Below are 21,011 nucleotides of genomic sequence, written 5' to 3' on the forward strand. Positions count from 1 at the left end.
TTACTTTTTGAGATTGTTAAAAATTTATTTCGACAAATGTAAGTGCTATACTTAAAAAATTAAATTTTATAGGGTGGACAAAGGGGTGGACAAATGATTTTACAAATTACCACTATTGATTATCAATAACATAGCAATAGTTACTTTGACTAATGACAACAGAAAAATTTAAATTTGGCTAAATATCATCCTATTATTCTGACAGAACAAATTCAAAACAAGCACAATTATCCCAGTAATAATTCTAAAACTAGTCTCTTGTTGGTAGGAAAATCGACTTCGAACTATCTGGCTTTGGCGCGAGCTATTCGGAGAGTTTCGCTCAATGCTTCTACATTCCTGCCAGTTTCATACAGACCTTCCAAATCTTGGAAGAATTTTTTCTTGACCAAACGAACCAGTGCCAATTCTTTCAATGTTAATTGCGTATCGCCTTCTTTCAGTTCAATGATTTTATTTTTAAAAGCCAATCCGAAATCTATAAAGCTTGACATTATTTTATTTTTTTCAAAAAGAAGGATTCGAATTGGAAATAAAAAAGCCGATAGAAAATCTACCGGCAAATTCAACTTTTATTATCGATTAGTTTTTAATAAACTTAATGGTCTGTACACCATTATTTGTAAAGATCTTAATGAGATAAGCTCCTTGTATTAGGGTATGAACATTCAGTTTTCTTTCTCCATTCAAAGATTTTTCAAAAACTCTCTTACCATCAATGGACATAATTATAACCTTACTTATTTTCACATCACCGTTGAAATACATTGTTTCTTTAACAGGATTTGGATAAATTTGGATTTTGTCTTTTCCATTTAAATCACTAACATTTAAAACCTCAGACCAAGCCTTCACCGGCAAAGATACCTTCGACTCACAACCACCAACGGTCTGCGTAGCATAATAAGTGGTATTATTTACGATTATTGTACTGATTGGCAAAGCATTGACATGATTATTAGCATCGGCTGCTGTAGAATACCACTTGATATTTTGACCATTTACAACAAGAACGCTTAAAGTATCTCCAGCATCAAAGGTTTGTGTCGAAGCTCCTGTTGGTGCTGTTACCGCCTGTGGTTCTGTAATTGTAAACGCATATGTAACACTACAACTATTTGCATCTTTAACAGTTACTGTATAAGTTCCAGCAGCCAATCCTGTTGCTGTCATTCCTGTTTGTACAGGAGTTGTATTCCAAGCATAGGTATAACTACCTGTTCCACCAGTAACATTAACTGTAGCTGAACCTGTTGCGCTACCATTACAAGCAACGTTGGTAATTGTTCCTGCTGTGGCTACTAATGCTGTTGGCTCGGCTATAGTCGCAGAAGTAACACCAGTACAACCATTAACATCTTTTATAGTTACTGTATAAACTCCTGGGGTAAGACCTGTCCTATCTTTGGTTTTCACACCATCATTCCATTCAAAAGTATATGGCAAAACGCCTCCAGAAGGTGTCAGAAATATCGATCCATTAGAACCTCCATTACAACTAATATCGGTTTTAGTTATAGACCCAGTTACCGATGATACAGTCAGAGCTGCATTATTTGAGGCAGCAGCAGGCGTACACAGTCCAGTTACCAAAACTCGGTATATGTAACCGGTCATAGCGGCAGTTGCTCCTGTAATAGTTAAGCTTGATGTCGTTGCTCCGGAATATGGTGCTGTGTTGCTGATATTTGTAAAGCCAGAACCTGTATCAACCTGCCATTGATAGCCTATAGCATTGCTTGCAGCAGCGGTAAATGTTGTATTAGAACCTGCACAGATCGTACTTGCAATAGGCTGGGTAGTAATTAACGGAGCAGGAATAACGGTTAAGGCTGCACTATTTGAATTTTTAGGACTGCATCCCGTAGAGCCTGAAATTACTACACGATAAACATAACCAGTCATATCGGCAGTTGCTCCTGTAATAGTTAAGCTTGATGTCGTTGCTCCCGAATATAATGGAGAGTTGATGATATTTGTAAAGCCAGAACCTGTATCTACCTGCCACTGATAGCCTGTAGCATTGCTTGCGACGGCTGTAAATGTTGTATCAGAACCTGCACAGATTGTACTTGCAATCGGTTGGGTCGTAATATTTAGTTCAGGATTAACTGTTATAGTTTTACTACTGAAATACGTACAGCCATAAGGATCTATATAATTATATGTAATAATTTGCGTACCCGCTGCTGGATCAAATTTACCTCCACTCACGCCTGTTCCGCTATAAGTTCCGCCTGTAGGAAAAGCTCCTATTAAAGTATATACACTACCATTGCTACAAAGAATTGGAAAATCAGCCATGGTTATCGGGTTTGACGGACATTGTACAGTAATAGAATAATTCTGAAAAGCTGAGCATCCACTGGCATCATTAACTCTTGCCGTAAAAATAAATGTTCCAGTAGCAGCAGGCGTTCCTGAAATAATTCCCGAGGAAGATAATGATAATCCCGGAGGAACTGATCCGGCCATAATAGCAAAATTTGGTGATCCCAAAGCACCTGTTTGGGAAAGCGTAGTACTATAAGCAACTCCCGCAAATCCTCCTGTTAGAGCTCCCCCTGGTGTCATTGTAAAAGCTGGACAAACATAAGGCGTATAGACTACATTATCAATGCCTATATAATCTGAATTAGTTCCTAAAGCACCAGCACCTGTTACAAAATATCGAAAAGCAATACGTCCTGATATGGGTGCAGGCAAACCAGAAACGGTAATAGTGTACTGCGTCCAAACTTGTGGATAAATGTTTGCAACCAAAGTAGGATTGATACTAAGTAATAATGTAGTAAAATCCCCTACAGCAGTTGCACCAACTCCAACATTTGTACTCGCTCCATTAGTACTCATCCTTACTTCTAATCGGTCAGGATAATCTGTCTGTCCTGCATTAATGGTCGGTTTTCTCGTATAAAATTTAAAAACATCTCCATTTCTCAAGGTTCTGTTGGGCGTTATTAACCAGTTGGAAATAGTTCCTGTATTTCCTGTACTGTTAAAATTAGCTGCGATGTAGGAATTAGTTGCTCCATTATAAGAGTTAAAAGGTCCTGGAGTTGGTGTTGCAGTTGTAGCAGTACCTTGAAACCAACCGAGTGAACCTACTGGTGTACTGTTGTTTTGTATCACCCAACCTTCGCCAGCAAGTGTAGTAATGTCATCAAAATTCTGCGTATAGCTTTGTGCAAAAATTAATTTTGTCCAAAACACAATTACGAGAATGCCAATTTTTCTGTAAAAATTTCTCATATATATCATTTTTGAGGTTATTTATAATAGTTTTGAATTAAATTCAATGATAGCAACATATCCAGACGCATTCTTCACATGTGTAATTAATTACATAATACAAAATCAATAAATATTTGATTTTAATGTAAATTACCTAAAAACAAGTAACACAATAAACAATTAATTACAACTGTATCATTAACATGATTTTGTAAATGTAACAAACCCATTAATCAAATATCTTATAAAGGGGTGGACAAAGGGGTGGACAAATGATTTTACAAATTAACACTATTGATTATCAGCAACATAACAATAGTTACTTTGACTTAATGAACTGGAAAAATTTAAATTTGATTAAATATCTTCCTATTATTCTGTCATAACAAATTCAAGACAAGCATAATTATCCCAGTAATAATTCTAAAACTAGTCTCTTGTTTGTATAAAAAAATCTTCTGAAAGTGGTATATCTTGTTCTGAAATACAATTCATACAAATTCTTTTATAAATCCCTATTTTTACAAAAAATTTCAAATTGGATCTATCATTGAGAACCGTGACGGTTACCAGATATATTTTGCCGTTGCGAGAAGGCGGTTCTTTGCCAGCGCTTGCAGAAGCTGACGATGACTTCAAATATGTGCTGAAGTTCCGAGGTGCCGGACACGGCGTGAAAGCATTAATTTCTGAATTGATTGGAGGCAAGGTTTCTCAAATTTTAGGATTTCGTATTCCGGAGTTGGTTTTTGCTAATCTTTCTGAGGACTTTGGAAGAAGTGAAGCCGATGAAGAAATCCAGGATTTATTAAAAAACAGCTGCGGACTAAATCTTGCGCTGCATTACCTTTCCGGTGCCATTACTTATGATCCCGGCGCGGTAAAAATCGATCCTAAATTATCTTCTGAGATTGTCTGGCTGGATGCGTTCCTTACTAATATCGATCGTACTTTCCGTAATACCAATATGCTGATGTGGCATCAGGAACTTTGGCTCATCGACAACGGCGCTTCTTTATACTTCCATCACAACTGGGACAACTGGGAGAAAAACGCTGTAAGTCCTTTTGCGATGATAAAAGATCACGTTCTCCTGCCACAAGCTTCAGAATTGGATGAAGTGAATGAACGATTCAAAGCGATATTGACAGATGCTGTTTTGAGGGAGATTGTAGAACTGATTCCTGAAGATTGGTTGCATTGGAACGATACAGATTTAACTCCAACTGAAATCAAAGATGTGTATTTCCAATTTCTAATTCTGAGACGTGACAATTCTGATAACTTTTTAAATGAAGCCAAAAATGCAAGAGCAAAAGTTATATGAGTACGCGGTAATCCGTCTGGTTCCGAAGCCTGAACGGGAAGAGTTCTTCAACGTTGGATTAATCATGTTTTCCAAGAGAGAAAAATTCATTCAGGTAAAAATTCATCTTTGTGAAGAGAAGTTTCGTGTCATCCATTCGAAAATAGATTATGAGGATGTGAAAAAACATCTGGAATCTTTTGTCAGTATTGCCAAAGGTGAAAAATCCGCTGGCTCTATTGCTCAGCTTGAAATCCCTGAACGTTTCCGCTGGCTTACTGCTGTAAAAAGTTCTATCATTCAAACATCCAGACCACATCCTGGTGCGAGCAACGATTTGAACAAAACGTTTGACAGATTGTTCGAAGAGTTGGTGATGTAAATAGATGAAAGATAATAGATTTACAATCAGAGGTTAATGTTTAAAATATATCTTTAATCATTTTAAAATATTTAAAATGATTCTCTATTTACCAAATCCATAGAAAAAGCAGGCAGACAAATCGCAATATACTCACATGGTTCTTTAAAAGGATTAGAATAGCGGACTCTGGCACCTTTTTCTATCAAAATACTTTGACCTTTTTCCAGAATTATAGAATCGCCATCTATCTCAAAATGTTTTTTTCCCGATATTATTAATGTAAACTCATCAAACTCCGGCGTCTGATGTGGCTCGCTCCAATTGGGTGGCGCAATCATATGGGCAATAGAAATCTCTGAGTTTCTGGTAGAATTTCCCCAATGTTCCTCTATCAGTTTTCCATCTGTGGTAGGAACAACAAATGGGCTGGCTTGGATTCTGTATTTTTTCATCTTTCTAGTTTATTGGATTTATAAATTCATTTAGATTTAGTGATTTCAAAAACGACATTCAGTCTTTCTGGTTCATAAGCATAAGCAACAATCACTTCATCTACCTTTTTTGCACCTAACTTTTCCATCGCTTTTTGAGAGCGAATATTATCTTTTCCAACGTGGAAATTAACTTTATTTACAAATTGGAAAATGTAATCCAGCATCAGCTTTTTAACTTGTGGATTCAGTTTCGAACCCCAGAATTTCGTAGCGTAAAATGTATAACCAATGAAAATCGAATTATCTTCCGGATTATAATCATAAAATCTTGTACTTCCGGCAATCTCTCCCGTATTTTTCTCTACGATTTTGAACGCACTTTTACTTTCCATTGCAGCTAGGAAGAAGTTTTCGAAAACCTCTTTTTTGTATCGGTCTTTATTCGGATGTTGTTCCCAAATCTTTGGGTCAGAAGCAACTTCGAACAATTGCTCAAAATCATTCTCTGCTAATGGAACTAATCTTACAAAGTCGTTCTCTAATATTGGCTGGATGTTCATCTGGTTGATCGTTGATAATTCAAAGTTAGCATATTCAAAATAATAAATTTTGAATATTAAATTAAAAAAGAATCGCTTGCTCCAATTCCAATAATTTTTGTTTTCGCCAGATTCCGCCGCCGTAACCAGTCAAAGTTCCATTAGTACCAATCACTCTGTGACAAGGAATGATTATGGAAATTTTATTAAGTCCATTCGCATTGGCAACTGCTCTCACCGCTTTTGGATTGCCTAGAATATCGGCTTGCTGCTGGTAACTTCTCGTAGTTCCGTAAGGAATGGTTCTGAGGTTTTCCCAAACATTTTTCTGAAAATCTGTCCCAACCGGAGCAAGCGGAACCGTAAAATCAAATCGTTTTCTTTCGAAATACTCTTCTAATTCTTTTTCCAAAGTTTTGAAATGAGGATTCTCGCCTTGAACAATATTAGCTTTGAAATATTTTGAAATATCTTCCAGCTCTTTTGATAAAGATTTTCTATCGGAAAATTCCAGCATACAGATTCCATTTTCATTCGCACAGGCTATCATTGTTCCAAGCGGTGTTTCGATTCTTTTGAGGTCAACAATTTTTTCCATTTTTGAGTTTTTAGGAGAAGTTCCAAAGATTGATTTGAAACTTTCATTGAAACCGCTCAAACTTTCATAGCCATTGTCCAAAGCCACATCTAGAACATTCTCGCCCTGTTGCAATTTCTTAAAAGCCGAATTAATCTTAAACATCCTTTGAAAAGCGTGAAAAGTCATCCCGTGATGTTTCAAAAACCAACGTTTCACAGTCGCAGGTTGCAATCCTCTTTCAACCAAATCAACATCTTTGAATTTCAAACTTGGGTCAGCAGATAAATCATCCATTAGTTTCAGGATTTCCTCAGGTGTTTCATCAGGATTTTCTAATGGTTTACAAACTTTGCAAGGTCTGTAACCTTTCAAGATTGCATCTTTTGTAGTATCAAAGAACTCGACATTTTCAGGTTTCGGTTTTCTTGCAGTACAAGTTGGACGACAGAAAATTCCTGTCGTTTTCACACCCATCCAAAAAACCCCTTCGAATTCGGGATTTTTCTCAAAAGACGCCTGATACATTATTGTTTCCGTAAGTTCCATAATTTATAAAAACACTGGTGAAAAATCTTGTTTTGAAATAATCTCTTGATTGATTTCTTTCAAATTTTCATAAATATAATCATTTAAAAAATTCCCTGACGAAATTCTTTTAACACCCAATTTCTGAAGCATTTCAAAATTAGGCAAATCTTTCATAGACATTACATTTATTGGAAGATTGGTAGATTTTGTAACGGCTTCAATATCTTTTTCTAAAGTAATACAAGGTACGAAAACGCCATCAACATTAAGTTCTTCAAGCACTTTAATTCTCTCTAAAGTTTCATTCAAAGCATTTTCTAAACCTAATAGAAATGTATCTGTTCTGATATTGATAAACATTTCTAATCCCTTTTTCTTTAATCCAAAAATAATAGCTTTCAGTTTTTCAGAAAAGACTTCTTTATCTAATAATTGTCGATTTCCATTAATTATAGAACTATCTTCTAAATTAATTCCAACCACTCCAATTTCTGAAAGTCTTGAGATATTTTCTATAATTCGCTCAACATTATCGCCATAACCAGATTCTAAATCAACAGACAACGGAATCGAAACTGATTTTATAATTCTTTCGATAATGTAAAAATATTCTTCAAAAGACATCTGCTCTCCATCCTCATAACCCAAACTATGCGCAACCGCAGAACTAGAAGTTGCAATAGCTTTGTAACCTAAACTTTCATATACTTTCGCACTTTGCACATTCCAGACATTTCCAATTAAAAGCGGTTCTTCGTTTAGATGCAAATTTTTAAAATCTTGAATCTTTGTCATATTATTTTTTGACAAAGTTAATTTCACAGCATCTTGGAAAACAACCGAAAAATGAACAAGTATTTTTTTCTTTGCTAAGATTAAAGGAAAATTTTTATCTTCCAAAACACAAAATCAACAGTTTTATGGATAAGAGAAAACTTCGTGAATCTATTTTCAGACATTTGGACGGTATCGTGACAGCACCTGTGATTTCGGCTTTGTCGAAGAAAAAAGTACTGGATTTTATTCAAGCTAATGATAATCTGGAACTTTCTGAAATCAATGAAAAATTTGAAACTAACGAAGGTTATTTGAATGTTGCATTGCGAGTTTTGGCTTCACAAGGTTTTCTGAATTATAATTTGAATAACGAATCTGATGTTGTAAAAATCTCAAAAAACACAAAAACAAAAGAAGCTTTTTCTCATCAAAACATTTATATTGATTTAGCAGAGTTTTTGGCGGATTTCGATGTCATTAATTCTAAAGAACTCACCGAAAATCTCTGCAAAAAATGGATTGATATTTTTGAGAAATACAAATCTTTTCTGAATGAAGACAAAGACGAATCGTCTCTCAATTATCAAATCCAAAAACATATTGAAGGTGCTTTAGTCGGACCAATCATCATCAAACTGGGAATGAGTGGAATGTTTCATAAATACTTTATGGAAGCAAGTTTTAGCGCAGAAGAATTCCATAAAAACCCTGAATATTTTGGAAAAATCCTTGACTACCTTTCTGAACTTGGTTGGTTTTCGAAAAAAGGAAAAAACTTCCAATTCACAGAAACGGGACTATTCTTTGCAAGACGCGCCACTGCTTATGGCGTAACCGTTTCTTATCTTCCGATGTTTTCAAAATTAGATAATCTGATCTTCGGACAAGCCTCAGAAATTCGAGAAATTGAAGATGGCGAAGACGAAATCCACGTGAACCGTGAAATGAATGTTTGGGGAAGTGGCGGCGCACATTTGACTTATTTTAAAGTGATTGATGAATTTATTATTGAGATTTTCAACCGTCCTTTACATGAGCAACCAAAAGGAATTTTGGATATGGGTTGCGGAAATGGTGCGCTTTTGCAACATCTTTACGATATTATAGAAAGACAAACGTTGCGTGGAAAACATTTGGAAGAACATCCGTTGTTTTTGGTTGGTGCAGATTATAATCAGGCTGCGTTGAAAGTGACAAGAGCCAATTTGATTAAAAATGATATTTGGGCAAAAGTGATTTGGGGCGACATTGGAAATCCAAAACAACTGGCCGAAGATTTACAATCAGATTATAATATTGGTTTAGGCGATTTGCTGAACATCAGAACTTTCCTTGACCATAACAGGATTTGGGAAGAGGTTCTGGATATTAATTCTGATAGATTCAGCACATCAACAGGCGCTTTTGCATTCCGAGGAAAAAGATTATCCAACAAAGACGTGGAAGAAAATCTTCTGAATCACTTAAAAAAATGGACACCTTATGTAGAGAAATTCGGGTTATTATTGATAGAATTGCATACCCTTCCGCCAGAAATCACTTCAAAGAATCTTGGATTAACAGCTGCAACAGCTTATGATGCAACACACGGATTTTCCGACCAATATATTGTTGAAGTTGATGTTTTCCACAGAATTTGTAAAGAATCTGGTTTAGAACCAGACACGAATCTTTTCAAGAAATTTCCGGATTCTGAACTGGCAACCGTTAGTATTAATCTTTTAAAGAAATAATTAAAAAACAAAAAACCTCAACAAATGTTGAGGTTTCTATTTATTTCAAAGTTTATTTGACGCTTTTGACTCTTATCATTCCTTTGTTTTCGTGATACATCATACACATAATTTTGCCATCTCTTTATTTGCATTCTTTGGTGTAATCAAAAACAAGTGACACTTTTTCGCCATCTTTTTTAGACTCAAGAATTTCGGCATTACAAATTAGATAATCTTCATTCTCTGCAACTCTCAGATACTTTCCAGTACAATCTCTTACAATAGTTCCCGTGTTCAGTCTGTCGTGCACAGTCGCGCAGGAAAATAGGAGTGTTGAGAAAATCCCTAGAGATAAAATGTGTGACAGTTTCATAGATTATTATTTAATTCAAAAATACAATTTTAATTCTGATAGATTAATTTTATTAATTTTGATAAAAATATAAATAATGGACATTTCAAATCAAACTCTATATCAGGAAATTACAGACAAATTAAAAACAGTTCCAAAAGAAGTTCTGGAAAGAATTTCCGCTTATTCATCTGAAATTGATAATAATAAAGAACATAATTTCGAACTTTCTGAAGAACAAAAAAAAGTCTTTCGAAAATAAAAGAACGACCTTATTCCGAACATACGGAAATCAATATTTTCCTGAATGAAATGAGTGAAAAATATGGCATTTAAAGTCATTATTTTAGACGAAGCGAAATCAGATTTAGAAAATTCATACTTATATTATCTGGAAAATGCAAGCAAAAAAATTGCGGATAATTTTATTAAGGACTTTAGAAAATCAATAAAAGTAATTTCTGATAATCCTTATTTTAAAATTTGGTTTAAGGAATTCAGAGCGAAACCATTATCAAAATATCCATTTTTAATATTTTCTCTGTTAATAAAAAAGAAGATACTATTTTAATAGCAAGAGTCTTCCACACTGCACAAAACCCTGAAAAATATCCCTAAAAAAAAGCGAAAGACTAATCTTTCGCTTTTCATTTTTTATAAATTTGAAAACTACATCGCCTCCATCTTAAAGGTCATACTTTCAATCACTTTCAGAATTGCTTCTACTGTGTCCATTGATGTCAGACAAGGAACACCGTTTTCTACAGACATTCTTCGGATTTGGAAACCGTCTCTTTCTGATTGTTTTCCTTTCGTAGTCGTATTCACAACGTATTGTACTTTACCTTTCTGAATTAAATCTATCAAGTTCACATCTTCTTCCCCGATTTTGTAACCGATTTTTGTCTGGATTCCTTTTTCCTCGAAGTATTTCGCAGTTCCTTCTGTTGCCCAGATTCGGAAACCTGCGTTATTGAAACGTTTTGCCAATTCAGAAGCTTCTTCTTTATCTGAATCTGATACTGTAAACAAGATAGAACCGTGCGTTGGAACTTTTCTTCCAGCGCCGATTAATCCTTTGTACAAAGCTTTTTCCAGCGTCAAATCTTTTCCCATCACTTCTCCCGTCGATTTCATTTCTGGGCCGAGAGAGATATCCACTTTAGTCAATTTGCTGAAAGAGAAAACCGGAACTTTCACATAAACGCCTTCTTTGTTTGGAACCAATCCTGATTTGTAGCCCAAATCTTTCAGTTGTGTTCCAAGAATTGCTTTTGTTGCCAAGTTTGCCATCGGAACATCGGTGATTTTCGATAAAAAAGGAACGGTTCTCGACGAACGCGGATTCACTTCGATTACGAAAACTTCGCCGTTGGAAATCACGTATTGGATATTCATTAATCCTATGACATTCAGACCTTTTGCTAATCTTATGGTATAATCTTCAAGCGTTTTAATTTGAATTTCTGTCAAAGTTTGAGGCGGATAAACCGCAATAGAGTCTCCGGAGTGAACACCCGCTCTTTCGATATGCTCCATAATTCCCGGAATCACAACTGTTTCTCCGTCAGAAATCGCATCCACTTCCACTTCTTTTCCAGTCAGATAACGGTCAATCAGAACCGGATGTTCCGGACTTGCATCCACCGCATTTTCCATATAATGAGCGAGTTCTTTCTCATTATAAACGATTTCCATCGCACGTCCTCCCAAAACATAACTTGGACGAACCAAAACCGGATAACCAATTTCGTTGGCAATTACAATCGCTTCTTCTTTGGAAGTCGAAGTTTTACCAAGCGGTTGCGGAATTCCTAAATCCTGAAGTGCTTTCTCGAATTTATCTCTATTCTCTGCTCTGTCCAAATCTTCGAGCGAAGTTCCCAAAAGCTGGACACCGTGAGCCGCCAATTTATCTGCCAAATTAATGGCTGTTTGTCCTCCGAACTGAACCACAACTCCTTTTGGTTTTTCAAGTTCGATGATGTTCATCACATCTTCTTCCGCCAAAGGTTCGAAGTATAATTTATCCGAAATCGAGAAGTCCGTAGAAACTGTTTCAGGATTTGAATTGATGATAATCGCCTCGTAACCCATCTGCTGAATCGCCCAAACCGAGTGAACCGTTGCATAATCGAATTCAACACCTTGTCCGATTCTGATTGGACCAGAACCTAAAACGATGATTTTCTCTTTTTCAGAAACTATGCTTTCGTTTTCTTCTTCGTAGGTTCCGTAGAAATAAGGCGTTTCTGATTCAAATTCCGCGGCGCAAGTGTCCACCATTTTGTAAACCGGCATTATTCCGTTGTCTTTTCTGAATTGGAACACTTCTTTTTGAGTGATTTCCCAAAGATGTGCGATATTCAAATCTGCGAAACCTAATTTCTTAGCTTCGAGAAGAATGTCTTTATTGAATTTATTGTCTTTGATTGTCGTTTCGAAATCAATCAGTTTTTTGATTTTCCAGATGAAGAATTTATCAATTTTGCTCCATTCTACAATCTGTTCCCAATCGTAACCTCTTCGTAAAGCATCACCGATGATAAATAATCTTTCGTCATCACAAACTCGGATTCTTCTTTCGATTTCTTCTGCTGTTAAAGCTTCTGCTTGTTTTTTCTTTAATCCTAAATGACGGATTCCTGTTTCCAAAGAACGAATCGCTTTTTGCAAAGACTCTTCGAAGTTTCTTCCGATCGCCATCACTTCTCCAGTCGCTTTCATTTGTGTTGATAATCTTCTGTCAGCCGTTTCAAATTTATCAAATGGGAATCTCGGAAACTTAGTCACTACATAATCCAAAGCTGGCTCGAAACAAGCGTAAGAAGTTCCTGTAACCGGATTTTTGATTTCGTCCAATGTCAAACCAACAGCAATTTTCGCCGCAATTTTTGCAATCGGATAACCTGTTGCTTTACTCGCCAAAGCAGATGAACGAGAAACTCTCGGATTCACTTCGATAATATAATAATTGAATGAATGCGGGTCTAATGCCAGTTGAACATTACATCCACCTTCGATTCCTAAAGCTCTGATGATTTTTAGAGAAGCGTTTCTCAGTAACTGATATTCTCTATCAGAAAGTGTCTGCGAAGGAGCAACCACAATCGAATCTCCCGTGTGAACTCCAACCGGGTCGATGTTTTCCATATTACAGACCACGATGGCATTGTCATTGGAATCACGCATCACTTCATATTCGATTTCTTTGAAACCAGCGATTGACCTTTCTATCAGACATTGCGTTACAGGCGAATGTTTCAATCCTAATTCAGCGATTTCACGAAGTTCTGTTTCGTTGGAAGCAATTCCACCGCCGGTTCCTCCCATTGTAAAAGCAGGACGAACAATTACAGGATAACCCAAATTATTAGCAAAGTCCAAAGCTCCCTCAACAGTGGTTACGATGTCAGATTCTGGAACAGGTTCGTTCAGTTCTCGCATCAATTCTCGGAACAAATCTCTGTCTTCTGCCTGATTAATTGCTGAAAGTTTCGTTCCCAGAACTTCTACTTTACATTCTTCAAGAATTCCGGATTTCTGTAATTCAACCGCCATATTCAGTCCGGTTTGTCCTCCCAAAGTCGGAAGAAGTGCATCTGGACGTTCTTTGCGAATGATTCTGGAAACAAATTCCAAAGAAATCGGTTCAATATAAACTTTGTCGGCAATCTCCACATCCGTCATTATCGTCGCAGGATTGGAATTAATCAAAATCACTTTGTAGCCTTCTTCCTTCAAAGAAAGGCAAGCTTGTGTTCCCGAATAATCAAATTCTGCAGCCTGACCAATAATGATTGGACCTGAGCCGATTACTAAAATTGTTTGTATATCTGTTCTTTTCATTTTAATTTTTTGTCCGAAGTCCAATGATGGACGTCAGAAGATTTATTATTTTACTTTTTTACATTATTTGTCATTCCGAGGCACGAGGAATCTCTGAGATTCTTCACTCCGCTTTGCTCCGTTCTGAATGACAGAATTTTCAAATTTTATTTTACAAGGTCACTTTTGATAACCATATTTCTGATTTTCTGTTCAAAATAATAAGCGATATCAAAATCATCTGTCGCTTGATTTTCCAATACTGTGACCGAAACTTTTTTCTCAGGATAATATAAATTAACTGCTGTAAATCCAGCTGGTGGAGAAAATCCCGTATGCCCGATTTCAAAAACGCCTGCTTTATCATTAATTCTTAATCCGTAGCCGTAACCAATTTCTTTCTCACTGAAAAGCGTATGAATATTGGTAATAGAATAATTAATCATTTTCTGATAACTTTCGTTTTTCAGAATTTTTCCGTTATGGAGAAGGTTATTCCATTTTGCCAAATCTCTGGCAGTGACAATCAAATGACTTCCTGGATAAAGCTCCGATGAGTAAGGAAATTCTTTAACCAACTTCGTCCCGTTTTTCGTAATCGCAAAGCTGTTAACCAGTTTTTTTTGATTTTCCGAGTTAGGATAAAAACAGTTTTTCAGTCCATACTTGGCGAAAATCTCGGTAACCAATTGCTCGTAAGATTTTTCGGTTGCACTTTCCAAGATTCTTCCAAGCGTTCCATAACCAATATTCGAATATCTGAATTGAGTTCCTGGCTCAAAAAGCAGTTCATCTTTTAATTCCCAAGCATCGATTCCTGATGAATTGTTCAAAAGATGATGAACAGTCACTTTATTTGCCCAATCGTATTTCAAATCTTTCAGATAAGTATTAATTGGCTGATTAAGATTGATGTTTCCTTTTTCAACTTCCAACATTACCAAAGTCGCTGTAATCTGTTTTGCAATAGACATTGATGAAAATTTATCCTCAAGAGTAAGCTTTGTTTGATTGTCAATATTTGAAAATCCGTAAGCTTTTTCATAAACGTTTTTTCCATCTTTTGTAATCACAACCACTCCATTAAATGCTCTCGGATTTTTAGTCTGAATCAAACTGTCAATCTTGTGAGACAATTGTTCCTTCTCAGCAACTTTTGTCGTGTTACAGCTTAATAGAATACTCGCAGTTAAAGCTAGAAAAAGGGATTTCAAAATAATTTTACTTTTTAAAATTTTCCATCAATTCAACAAACTCATCAAAAAGATAATTGGCATCTTCCGGTCCTGGACTTGCTTCTGGATGGTATTGAACTGAGAAACAAGGATGAATTTTGTGCTTTACTCCTTCATTCGTTCTGTCGTTCAAAGCGATATGCGTTTCTACTAAATCTGTATTCTTCAAAGATTCCTGATCAATCGCATAACCGTGATTTTGAGAAGTAATCGCTACTTTATTTTTTTCTAAATCCAAAACAGGATGATTTCCACCTCTGTGCCCGAATTTCAGTTTGTAAGTTTTTGCACCACAAGCCAAACCAATCAACTGATGACCTAAACAAATCCCAAAAATTGGAACTTTTCCCAGTAATTTCTGAATCATTACCAAAGCTTCCGCATTATCTTCTGGGTCGCCGGGACCGTTGGAAAGCATAATTCCGTCTGGATCCATTAATAGAATTTCTTCTGCTGTTGTATCGTGAGAAACCACGATGATGTCACAGTTTCTTTGAGACAATTCGCGGATAATTCCCAATTTGGAACCGAAATCTACCAAAACTACTTTAAAACCTCTACCCGGGCTTGCATAAGAAGTCTTTGTGGAAACCTGTTCTACTTGATTTGTAGGAAAAGTTCTTGACTTCAGTTCTGCAATAACTACATTTTCATCAGCATCAGCATTTACGATTTTTCCTTTCTCAACGCCTTTATTTCTAAGGATTCTAGTCAATCTTCTAGTATCGATTCCAGAAATTCCTGATAAATTTTTCTTTTTGAACAGCTCATCCAATGTGATTTGAGTTCTGAAATTGGAAGGCAAGTCGCACAATTCTTTCACAATCAAACCTTTGATTGCAGGTTCGATGCTTTCGTAATCATCACGATTAATTCCGTAATTTCCAATCAAAGGATAAGTCATACAAACGATTTGTCCGCAATAACTCGGGTCAGAAATCAGTTCCTGATAACCCGTCATTCCTGTGTTGAAAACCACTTCTCCAGCAGTTTCCTGCTCTGCTCCGAATCCCGTTCCGTGAAAAACTTCGCCGGATTCTAATATTAATTTCTTTTTCATTTTTACTTTTTTAGATTCAAGAATCAAGATTCCAGATTTTAGACTTCTCTTGGCTCTTTTTTCTTTTATCTTGTCTCTTTATTTCGATTTTTACTCAAAAAAAACACGCCCGAAAGCGTGAATAAATATTTTAATTTTTGGAGTCGATGAATCGGAATCCTCTGTTTTCTAAATCATATTTAAGGATTGCCATTCTGGCAAAAACGCCGTTTTGCATTTGTTTGAAAATTCTCGACCTTTCGCATTCAACCAATTCCGAATCAATTTCCACGCCTCTGTTGATTGGCGCTGGATGCATAATGATTGAAGTCGGTTTCATCTTCGCTTCTCTTTCCTTTGTCAAACCGAATTTCTTCAAATAATCTTCAGATTTGAAATTGAAGTTTCTCTCGTGACGTTCGTGCTGGATTCTCAACAAAATCAAAACGTCCACTTCTTTCACAAGATCATCAAACTGCAAATAAGTTCCGTTAACCAGCATTCCTTCATCAAACCAGAATTCTGGTCCTGAGAAATAAACTTTCGCTCCTAATCTTCTGAATAATCCTGCATCAGAATTCGCAACACGGCTGTGTTTCACATCGCCAACGATTCCGATTTTAAGACCTTCAATTTTCCCAAATTCCTGAATAATTGTCAACGCATCCAAAATAGCTTGTGAAGGATGACTTCCTACGCCATCGCCTGCATTCACGATACTCAATTTTGCATCCTGCAACGCATCATAATAACGTTTTTCCGAATGTCTTATAACTGCGACATCTACACCAATGGCTTCCAGAGTTTTTATCGTATCCAACATTGTTTCGCCTTTAGCAATCGAGCTTTTATCCACTTCAAAATCGATAACCTGAAGTCCCAGTTTTTTCTGAGCGACCTCAAAACTTGTTTTGGTTCTTGTGCTATTCTCAAAAAAGAGGTTTGCGGCGAAAACATCGCCATCAATTTTGCTGATTTTTCCATCTGCAAATTGCTGCGCTTCTTGCAAAATTTTCTCTATACTTTCTGTAGATGTGCGGGAAAGCTTAATCATATCTCAAATTTTTAAATAAAAAAAACGAAGCCTAAAAAGACTTCGTTAAATATAAAAAATATTGTTGTTGTCGGCAAACTTGCCAATTGTTTTTGTCGCTAAATTCTGTACCAGATTCATTGGGTGCAAAGATACCAATATTTTCTATATTATGAAATCTTATTCATAATTTTTTTATGTTAAATGAATGAACTTCTGCTCTAAAATTTTTACAATCAAAAATTTTCTTTACATTTGAAAGAATGATTTGCCATTATGGGATTGGATAAAAAAGACAAATTAATACTTTCGCTTCTACAAGAGGATTCTACATTATCTGTAAAAGAAATTTCCGAAAAAATCGGACTCACTTTTACGCCAACTTACGAACGCATCAAAAACCTTGAAAAACAAGGTGTTGTAGAAAAATATGTTGCGATTTTGAACCGAGAAAAACTTGGCATCAACATCGTGGTTTATTGTAATATTCGTCTGAAAGAACAATCTCAAAAAACACTTAAAGAATTCGAAGATTATATTTCCAAATACGATGAAGTACAGGAAATCATCAGTCTTTCCGGCGAATATGATTATATGTTGAAGATTCTTGCGAGTGATATCAATTCTTATAATAATTTTACGGTCAATATAATCTCCAACGGTCCTAACATCGGTCAATATCACAGTTCTATTGTTTTAGCCGAAGTTAAAAAGACGACTAAGTTTAAGCTAGACTGATTTACTGGTTAATGGTTAATTGTCAATGGTTAATTGTTAATGATTAATTTTCATAATTAACAATTATCCCAACAGTTTATCTCTCACTTTATTGAATTGATATTCGATTTCATCAAGGCAAAGGTTTCCTAAACTTCCCTGATGAGAATGATTCAATTCTTTATAATCGTATTCAAAAAAATTATTTTCAATTTCCTGACCGATTTGAATATAAGCATCACGGAATGATTTTCCATTCTTAACTTCTTCGTTGATTTTTTCTACACTGAAGATGTATTTGTATTTTTCATCATCCAAAATATTATCTTTCACTTCGATGTTCGGAAGCGTGTAAATCAAAATTTCGAGACATTCTTTTAAAGAATCGATGGCAGGAAAAAGGATTTCTTTTGTCAATTGCAAATCTCTGTGATAACCCGATGGCAAATTATTAGTCAACAGAATCAACTCATTTGGCAATGCCTGAATTCTGTTGCATCTCGCTCTTACCAATTCGAAAATATCTGGATTTTTCTTGTGAGGCATAATGCTACTTCCTGTTGTAAATTCTTTCGGAAAACTGATAAAGTCAAAATTTTGACTTAAATAAAGACAAACATCATAAGAAAACTTGCTCAAAGTTCCAGCTAAAACCGACAAAGAATTAGCCAATAACTTTTCAGACTTCCCACGTGTCATTTGAGCGTAAACTACATTATAATTAAGTGTTCTGAAATCTAATTTATAGGTTGTACTTTCTCTGTCAATCGGGAAAGACGAACCGTAACCCGCAGCCGAACCTAAAGGATTTTTGTTGATGATATTTTTCGTTGCAAATAATAATTCTAAATCGTCAACCAAAGATTCTGCATAAGCGCCAAACCACAAACCAAAAGACGAAGGCATCGCAACCTGCAAATGCGTGTAACCTGGTAACAAAACATTTTTATGCTGATTCGCTTTGTCTTTTAGAATTTGGAAAAATGAATCTGTCAATTCTGTAACTTCTCTGATTTCATCTAACAGATAAAGTTTGATATCCGTCAAAACCTGGTCGTTTCTTGACCTTGCAGTGTGGATTTTTTTTCCTGTTTCTCCGAGTTCCTCGATGAGAATCGTTTCGATTTGAGAATGGATGTCTTCTGCTGTTTTATCGATTTCGAAACTTCCTTTTTCGATGTCTATAAGAACTTCGTCTAAAACCGCAACAATATCCTGCTCTTCATCCAAACGAATCAAACCAACTTCCGCCAGCATTTTGGCGTGGGCAACAGAACCTAATACATCGTATTTTGCTAATCTATCGTCAAAATCCAAGTCTTTACCAACCGTAAACTGGTTAACCAAATCATTGGTTTTTATATTATCTTTTTGCCAAATTTTTTTCATTTTAATAATTTTTTAGAAATTAGATTTTAGATATTAGAAGTTAGATTCCAAATGGTTTTCTAGTTTCTAAAATCTCAATTCTAACTTCTGTTAAAGAACTTTTTCTAATATTTTGATGTAAATATCGATGCCTTCGCGGATTTCGTCGATGTAAACAAACTCGTCCGCCGTGTGGGAACGCAAGCTGTCTCCAACGCCTAACTTGACCGATGTACACGGAATAATCGCCTGGTCGGAAGATGTCGGCGAACCGTAAGTTGTCCTTCCCAAAGCCAATCCCGATTGAACAAACAGATGATTGACATCGATTTTTGAGGAATTGAGACGGAATGACCTCGGCGTCAATTTCGATTCCATCTGAGATTGGATGATTTCGAAAACTTCCCGATTCGAGTATTCGTCTGTCACACGTACGTCCAAAGTGAAATTGCATTTTTCTGGAACCACATTATGCTGAGTTCCCGCATTGATAACCGACAAAGTCACTTTCACTTCGCCCAGATACTCTGAAACTTTCGGAAATTTGAAATCCAAAATATTCTGCAAATCCTTCATACATTTCACTATCGCATTGTCATTGTTCGGATGCGCGGCGTGAGAAGGCATTCCCGTCATTTCACCGTCAATCACCAACAGACCTTTTTCTGCAATGGCGAGATTCATTTTGGTTGGTTCGCCTACGATTGCTAATTCTACATTCGGAAGTTGAGGAAATAAGGCTTCAATCCCATATAAACCAGAGATTTCTTCTTCAGCCGTTAAAGCAATTACTAAATTATGAGTCAAATCTTCGGCTTCATAAAAATAAAGAAACGTCTGCGCCATTGCCACTAAAGATGCGCCTGCATCGTTGCTTCCCAAACCAAATAATTTCCCCTCTTTTTCCACAGGAATAAACGGATCCAAAGTATAAGCTTTGTTCGGTTTTACTGTGTCGTGATGGGTATTGAGAAGAATTGAAGGTTTGCCTGCATCAAAATATTTGTTGGTTGCCCAAATGTTATTTTTGAAGCGGTTCACAGTCAATTGATGTTCATTGAAAAAACCTTCTATGATGAGCGAAACATTATATTCGTCTCGGCTCATAGACGGTGTGGCAATGAGTTTTTTCAGTAATTTGACTGCATTTTCCGTTAATTCTTCTCTGCTAAAGACAGATTTCAGTTCCTTCATTTCCTAGTTTTATTTGGTCTGATAATTTTTCTTCTTTGATTAAAGCCACTTTCTGAACGCCATTTTCTTTGGCTCGGAAAGCATTTTCGAGTTTCGGTAAAATACCTTTGTGAAGTTTTCCATTAGATTTTAATTCGAAAAATTCGTCTTTATGAATTGTTTTCAAGCTTGAATTTTCATCTTCTACATTTTCCAAAACCCCGTTTTTATCGAAGCAGAACAATAATTCTGTATCGAAATGTTTTGATAAAGCCTGAGCGATAGTTCCGGCAATCGTGTCTGCGTTGGTGTTGAACAGATTTCCTTTTTTATCATGAGTGATTGCAGAAAACACCGGAACCAAACCCAGATTTATCATATTTATAATCAATTCTTGATTGATACTTTTTTCGTCTATGTCGCCAACAAATCCGAAATCAATTTCAGGATGTTGTCTTTTTTCAGCTTTGATGACGTTGCCATCTGCTCCCGAGAATCCAATCGCATTGCAATCGAAACTTTGAAGTTTTGCCACCAAATTTTTATTGATTCTTCCCGCATAAACCATCGTTACAACTTTCAAAGTTTTTTTATTTGTGATTCTTCGGCCGTCAATCATCGTTTGTGTGATTTTCAACTTTTCAGCAAGAGTCTCTGCTAATTTCCCACCGCCGTGAATCAGGATTTTTGCTCCTTCGATTTCGGAAAATTGTTCAAGAAAAGCCTTCAATGATTTTTTGTCATCGATTAAATTTCCTCCGATTTTTATGATATGTAATTTTTGCATTT

The 21,011-nt window shown here is 36.0% G+C and carries 19 protein-coding genes and 1 pseudogene; 6 read left to right on the top strand and 14 right to left on the bottom strand.

All coding sequences use genetic code 11. The features are described from left to right. Positions 1 to 293: 293 nt before the first annotated feature. Both V7P73_RS13215 and V7P73_RS13220 read right to left on the bottom strand, forming a co-directional pair. Positions 294 to 464 (bottom strand): annotated as a pseudogene (locus V7P73_RS13215) (nitronate monooxygenase); the annotation flags it as partial. A 118-nt stretch (positions 465 to 582) separates the two neighbouring features. Then, positions 583 to 3,252, bottom strand: a complete 2,670-nt coding sequence (locus V7P73_RS13220; protein WP_333854394.1) for a T9SS-dependent choice-of-anchor J family protein — start codon at positions 3,250 to 3,252, stop codon at positions 583 to 585. Between the two features lie 520 nt (positions 3,253 to 3,772). On the opposite strand from V7P73_RS13220, the gene V7P73_RS13225 reads away from it, so the two are divergent. Both V7P73_RS13225 and V7P73_RS13230 read left to right on the top strand, forming a co-directional pair. Next, a complete protein-coding gene (locus V7P73_RS13225) occupies positions 3,773 to 4,561 on the top strand; it encodes a HipA family kinase (RefSeq protein ID WP_333854396.1) in 789 nt (262 codons plus the stop codon). Then, positions 4,539 to 4,922 (top strand): DUF3037 domain-containing protein, encoded by a 384-nt coding sequence (locus tag V7P73_RS13230; protein WP_312083422.1) that lies wholly within the window; start codon positions 4,539 to 4,541, stop codon positions 4,920 to 4,922. Before V7P73_RS13225 ends, V7P73_RS13230 begins: the two co-directional genes overlap by 23 nt. 71 nt (positions 4,923 to 4,993) lie before the next feature. Here V7P73_RS13230 and V7P73_RS13235 read toward each other — a convergent pair whose 3' ends face one another. The 4 genes from V7P73_RS13235 to V7P73_RS13250 form a co-directional block, all read right to left on the bottom strand. Then, positions 4,994 to 5,356: a cupin domain-containing protein gene (locus V7P73_RS13235; protein WP_333854399.1), complete on the bottom strand. Its 363-nt coding sequence runs from the start codon at positions 5,354 to 5,356 to the stop codon at positions 4,994 to 4,996. 26 nt (positions 5,357 to 5,382) lie between these two features. After that, positions 5,383 to 5,898, bottom strand: a complete 516-nt coding sequence (locus V7P73_RS13240) for a GNAT family N-acetyltransferase (RefSeq protein WP_333854401.1) — start codon at positions 5,896 to 5,898, stop codon at positions 5,383 to 5,385. A 61-nt stretch (positions 5,899 to 5,959) separates the two neighbouring features. Continuing rightward, entirely contained in the window at positions 5,960 to 7,003 is a 1,044-nt protein-coding gene (locus V7P73_RS13245) for a bifunctional transcriptional activator/DNA repair enzyme AdaA (protein ID WP_333854403.1), read from the bottom strand. Between the two features lie 3 nt (positions 7,004 to 7,006). Next, positions 7,007 to 7,780, bottom strand: a complete 774-nt coding sequence (locus V7P73_RS13250) for an isocitrate lyase/PEP mutase family protein (RefSeq protein ID WP_333854405.1) — start codon at positions 7,778 to 7,780, stop codon at positions 7,007 to 7,009. A 125-nt stretch (positions 7,781 to 7,905) separates the two neighbouring features. Between V7P73_RS13250 and V7P73_RS13255 the strand changes: the two genes are divergently transcribed. After that, complete coding sequence (locus tag V7P73_RS13255; RefSeq protein WP_333854407.1) at positions 7,906 to 9,495, top strand: class I SAM-dependent methyltransferase; 1,590 nt, start codon at positions 7,906 to 7,908, stop codon at positions 9,493 to 9,495. A 124-nt stretch (positions 9,496 to 9,619) separates the two neighbouring features. Here the strand turns inward: V7P73_RS13255 and V7P73_RS13260 are convergent, their stop codons facing one another. Continuing rightward, a complete protein-coding gene (locus V7P73_RS13260) occupies positions 9,620 to 9,850 on the bottom strand; it encodes a hypothetical protein (protein ID WP_333854409.1) in 231 nt (76 codons plus the stop codon). A gap of 76 nt (positions 9,851 to 9,926) precedes the next feature. On the opposite strand from V7P73_RS13260, the gene V7P73_RS13265 reads away from it, so the two are divergent. Both V7P73_RS13265 and V7P73_RS13270 read left to right on the top strand, forming a co-directional pair. After that, positions 9,927 to 10,091, top strand: coding sequence for a hypothetical protein (locus V7P73_RS13265; protein WP_333854410.1), 165 nt, complete (start codon positions 9,927 to 9,929; stop codon positions 10,089 to 10,091). A 63-nt stretch (positions 10,092 to 10,154) separates the two neighbouring features. Further along, positions 10,155 to 10,400: a type II toxin-antitoxin system RelE/ParE family toxin gene (locus tag V7P73_RS13270; RefSeq protein ID WP_333854412.1), complete on the top strand. Its 246-nt coding sequence runs from the start codon at positions 10,155 to 10,157 to the stop codon at positions 10,398 to 10,400. Between the two features lie 98 nt (positions 10,401 to 10,498). Here the strand turns inward: V7P73_RS13270 and carB are convergent, their stop codons facing one another. From carB to V7P73_RS13290, 4 genes are all read right to left on the bottom strand, one after another. Continuing rightward, a complete protein-coding gene (carB, locus tag V7P73_RS13275; protein ID WP_333854414.1) occupies positions 10,499 to 13,678 on the bottom strand; it encodes a carbamoyl-phosphate synthase large subunit in 3,180 nt (1,059 codons plus the stop codon). A gap of 146 nt (positions 13,679 to 13,824) precedes the next feature. Then, complete coding sequence (locus V7P73_RS13280) at positions 13,825 to 14,871, bottom strand: serine hydrolase domain-containing protein (RefSeq protein WP_333854415.1); 1,047 nt, start codon at positions 14,869 to 14,871, stop codon at positions 13,825 to 13,827. Between the two features lie 7 nt (positions 14,872 to 14,878). Beyond that, positions 14,879 to 15,952 (bottom strand): carbamoyl phosphate synthase small subunit, encoded by a 1,074-nt coding sequence (locus V7P73_RS13285; protein ID WP_333854417.1) that lies wholly within the window; start codon positions 15,950 to 15,952, stop codon positions 14,879 to 14,881. A 130-nt stretch (positions 15,953 to 16,082) separates the two neighbouring features. Further along, positions 16,083 to 16,985, bottom strand: coding sequence for an aspartate carbamoyltransferase catalytic subunit (locus tag V7P73_RS13290; protein WP_333854418.1), 903 nt, complete (start codon positions 16,983 to 16,985; stop codon positions 16,083 to 16,085). Between the two features lie 255 nt (positions 16,986 to 17,240). On the opposite strand from V7P73_RS13290, the gene V7P73_RS13295 reads away from it, so the two are divergent. Next, a complete protein-coding gene (locus V7P73_RS13295) occupies positions 17,241 to 17,702 on the top strand; it encodes an Lrp/AsnC family transcriptional regulator (protein WP_076781744.1) in 462 nt (153 codons plus the stop codon). 63 nt (positions 17,703 to 17,765) lie between these two features. Here V7P73_RS13295 and argH read toward each other — a convergent pair whose 3' ends face one another. The 3 genes from argH to argB form a co-directional block, all read right to left on the bottom strand. Next, entirely contained in the window at positions 17,766 to 19,070 is a 1,305-nt protein-coding gene (gene argH / locus V7P73_RS13300) for an argininosuccinate lyase (RefSeq protein ID WP_333854420.1), read from the bottom strand. A gap of 90 nt (positions 19,071 to 19,160) precedes the next feature. Then, the gene (locus V7P73_RS13305; RefSeq protein WP_333854422.1) at positions 19,161 to 20,243 is read right to left on the bottom strand and encodes a M20 family metallo-hydrolase; all 1,083 of its coding nucleotides are present in this window, start codon (positions 20,241 to 20,243) and stop codon (positions 19,161 to 19,163) included. Continuing rightward, positions 20,218 to 21,009, bottom strand: a complete 792-nt coding sequence (gene argB, locus V7P73_RS13310; RefSeq protein WP_333854424.1) for an acetylglutamate kinase — start codon at positions 21,007 to 21,009, stop codon at positions 20,218 to 20,220. Before argB ends, V7P73_RS13305 begins: the two co-directional genes overlap by 26 nt. Positions 21,010 to 21,011 lie beyond the last annotated feature (2 nt).

Source organism: Epilithonimonas sp. (assembly GCF_036780765.1).
Taxonomy (GTDB): domain Bacteria; phylum Bacteroidota; class Bacteroidia; order Flavobacteriales; family Weeksellaceae; genus Epilithonimonas.